The organism is Phreatobacter sp. (genome assembly GCF_030691135.1).
Classification (GTDB): Bacteria; Pseudomonadota; Alphaproteobacteria; order Rhizobiales; family Phreatobacteraceae; genus Phreatobacter.
Map to the genome: position 1 here is coordinate 1 of NZ_JAUYFA010000016.1, position 2,348 is coordinate 2,348.

2 protein-coding genes and 1 pseudogene are annotated in these 2,348 nt (G+C 73.8%); 1 reads left to right on the forward strand and 2 read right to left on the reverse strand.

Annotation, left to right across the window (positions count from 1 at the left end; all coding sequences use genetic code 11):
* Nucleotides 1-1,165, forward strand: a pseudogene (locus Q8O26_RS02975) (phage major capsid protein); the annotation flags it as partial.
* A 12-nt stretch (nt 1,166-1,177) separates the two neighbouring features.
* Here the strand turns inward: Q8O26_RS02975 and Q8O26_RS02980 are convergent.
* Together Q8O26_RS02980 and Q8O26_RS20730 are read right to left on the reverse strand one after the other, a co-directional pair.
* Nucleotides 1,178-2,032: a trypsin-like serine protease gene (locus Q8O26_RS02980; RefSeq protein WP_305573322.1), complete on the reverse strand. Its 855-nt coding sequence runs from the start codon at nt 2,030-2,032 to the stop codon at nt 1,178-1,180.
* Nucleotides 2,032-2,280 carry a trypsin-like serine protease gene (locus tag Q8O26_RS20730; RefSeq protein WP_371134426.1) on the reverse strand — a complete coding sequence of 83 codons (249 nt, stop codon included), beginning with the start codon at nt 2,278-2,280 and terminating at the stop codon, nt 2,032-2,034. The genes Q8O26_RS02980 and Q8O26_RS20730 overlap by 1 nt, the downstream gene beginning before the upstream one ends.
* Between the last annotated feature and the right edge of the window lie 68 nt (nt 2,281-2,348).

The window sequence follows — 2,348 nt, forward strand, 5'->3', positions numbered from 1 at the left end:
CGAGGCCTTAAAGGAGGCCAACCATACCAGCCTCGCCGAGATCGTGCGTCGCGCGGCCGACGTCGTCACCTAGGAGAAGCTCGCCCGCAACGACCGGGCGCTCGACGAGCGGCTCGCCCGCCTCGACCGCCTGGCGCTGGAGGCGCGCCGCCCGGGTCTCGCCCCGGAGCGCCTGGAGCTGCGAACGGGCGCGACCGAGCATAAAGCCGCCTTCGAGGCCTATATCCGCTGCGGAGTGACCTCTGGCCTCAGGACGCTGGAAACCCGCGCCATGTCGGTCGGCTCCGGCCCGGACGGCGGCTATCTCGCCCCGCCGGAGATCGAGACGACGGTGACGCAGCGCCTCGCGGCCCTGTCGCCGATCCGCGCCATTGCCGGGATCCGCCAGGTCTCGGGCGCCACCTTCAAGCGGCCCTTCGCCCGCAGCGGCCCCGCCACCGGCTGGGTCGGCGAGGCGGCGGCGCGCGCCCAGACCGACAGTCCTGTGCTGGCCGAGCAGGTCTTCCCGGCCATGGAGCTCTATGCCATGCCGGCGGCGACCCAGACCCTCATCGACGATGCGGCGGTGGACCTCGAGAGCTGGATCGCCGGCGAGGTCGAGACAGTCTTCGCCGAGCAGGAGGGGGCGGCCTTCGTCGCCGGCAATGGCGTCAACAAGCCGACCGGCTTCCTCACCCAGACCCTCGTCGCCAACGGCGCCTGGGAATGGGGCAAGATCGGCTTCGTCGCCACCGGCGCGGCCGCGGCCTTCCCCGAGGACGATCCGGCCGACGTGCTCTTCGACCTGATCTATGCCCTCAAGGCCGGCTTCCGGCAGAACGGCCGCTTCGTCATGAACCGCAAGACCCAGGCGGTGGTGCGCAAGATGAAGGACGGCGCCGGGCACTATGTCTGGTCGCCGCCGGCCCAGGCGGGCGGCGCCGCCGGCCTCTTCACCTTCCCCGTCACCGAGGCCGAGGACATGCCGGATATCGGCGCCGGCACCACGCCCATCGCCTTCGGCGACTTCCGCCGCGGCTATCTCGTGGTCGACCGGCTGGGACTGCGCATCCTGCGCGACCCCTATTCGGCCAAGCCCTATGTGCTGTTCTACACGACCAAGCGCGTCGGCGGCGGCGTGGCGGACTACGACGCCATCAAGCTCCTGAAGGTGGCGGCGGCCTGATCGTCCGTCGCCTCAGTTCCCGCCGCCGTCGATCCGGGCCCAGGGCGGCAGGCCCTGGCGCTCGGGGGCGCGCGGCGGCGGCAGGGTGGCGATGCGGGGATTGGCGGGGGCGAGGTTTTCGCCGGTCGCCACCGCGTTGCGGATCCAGGGCGCGATGGGCACGACCGGCATGGCCACCGTCAGCGAGCCGCAGCCGCGCGTCTCCGGCGGACCCGAGACGAGGCTGACGACGCCGACGACACTGCCGCCGGCCAGCGCCGGCCCGCCGGAATCGCCCTGGCAGGCCGAGGGGCCGAAGCCGCGGGCGATCATCTGCACGTCGCCGAGGGCGGTGTAGCCGGAGGGCGAGCGCTGCAGCACCGGCAGCGTGACGCGACGCAGTTCGCCGGCACTCCTCATGCTGTCGAGCTGCTGGCGGCCGAAGCCGGCGATGGTGACGCGGCTGCCGGGAGCGGGATCGCGCCCGCCGAGCCGCGCCGGCCCGAAGCCGGCCGGCGGCAGGTCGCGCATGGTGAGGACCGCGACATCGATCGGCGCGGTGCCGCCGCTGGGGCTGCGCACGCCGGGATGGCCCGAGGCGGCCACCACGGGCGTCAGCGCGATGATCCGCCCCTGACGGATGAAGGCGACGACGGCGAGCCGCGCGCCGGCGACGCAATGGGCGGCGGTCAGCACGCTGCGGCGGCCGATGATCGTGCCGGTGCAGCCGTTGGCGTCGCCGGTGACGATCAGCACGGAGGAGCGCGCCAGCGCATCGCCCGGCCCGACGGCGCTGCCGCCGATAATGGCCTCAGCCGGTGTTGCGGCGAGCCCGGCCGCCAGTGCGGCGGCGGTCAGAAGGGAACGTGCGGGGGGCACGAAGCGCATCAGGAACCTCCAAGGCCGCGAACGGCTTCCTCGATCCAACGCCGGTGGGGAGCCACCGGCACAGTGCCCGTCAGGGCGCCGCAGCGGGCGGCCCCCCTGCCGGTCGTCCAGCTCACGATACCCGATACGACGGAACGCCCCGCTTCGGATGCATAGACCGGCCCGCCGGAATCCCCGGTGCAGGCGCCGAGCGCCGCGCCGGCCGGGCCGGTGAGCCGCACCTGGAAGCTCGAGGGCCGCCCGGTCACGGTCAGGGCGGCGGATCGCAAGACGCCGGCGCTGCGGGCATCGCCCTCCGCCGCCGGGCCGAAGCCGA

What these genes read in the sequence shown, in the direction of transcription:
- Q8O26_RS02980 (WP_305573322.1), bottom strand. Translation starts at nt 2,032, where the DNA reads ATGCGCTTCGTGCCCCCCGCACGTTCCCTTCTGACCGCCGCCGCACTG.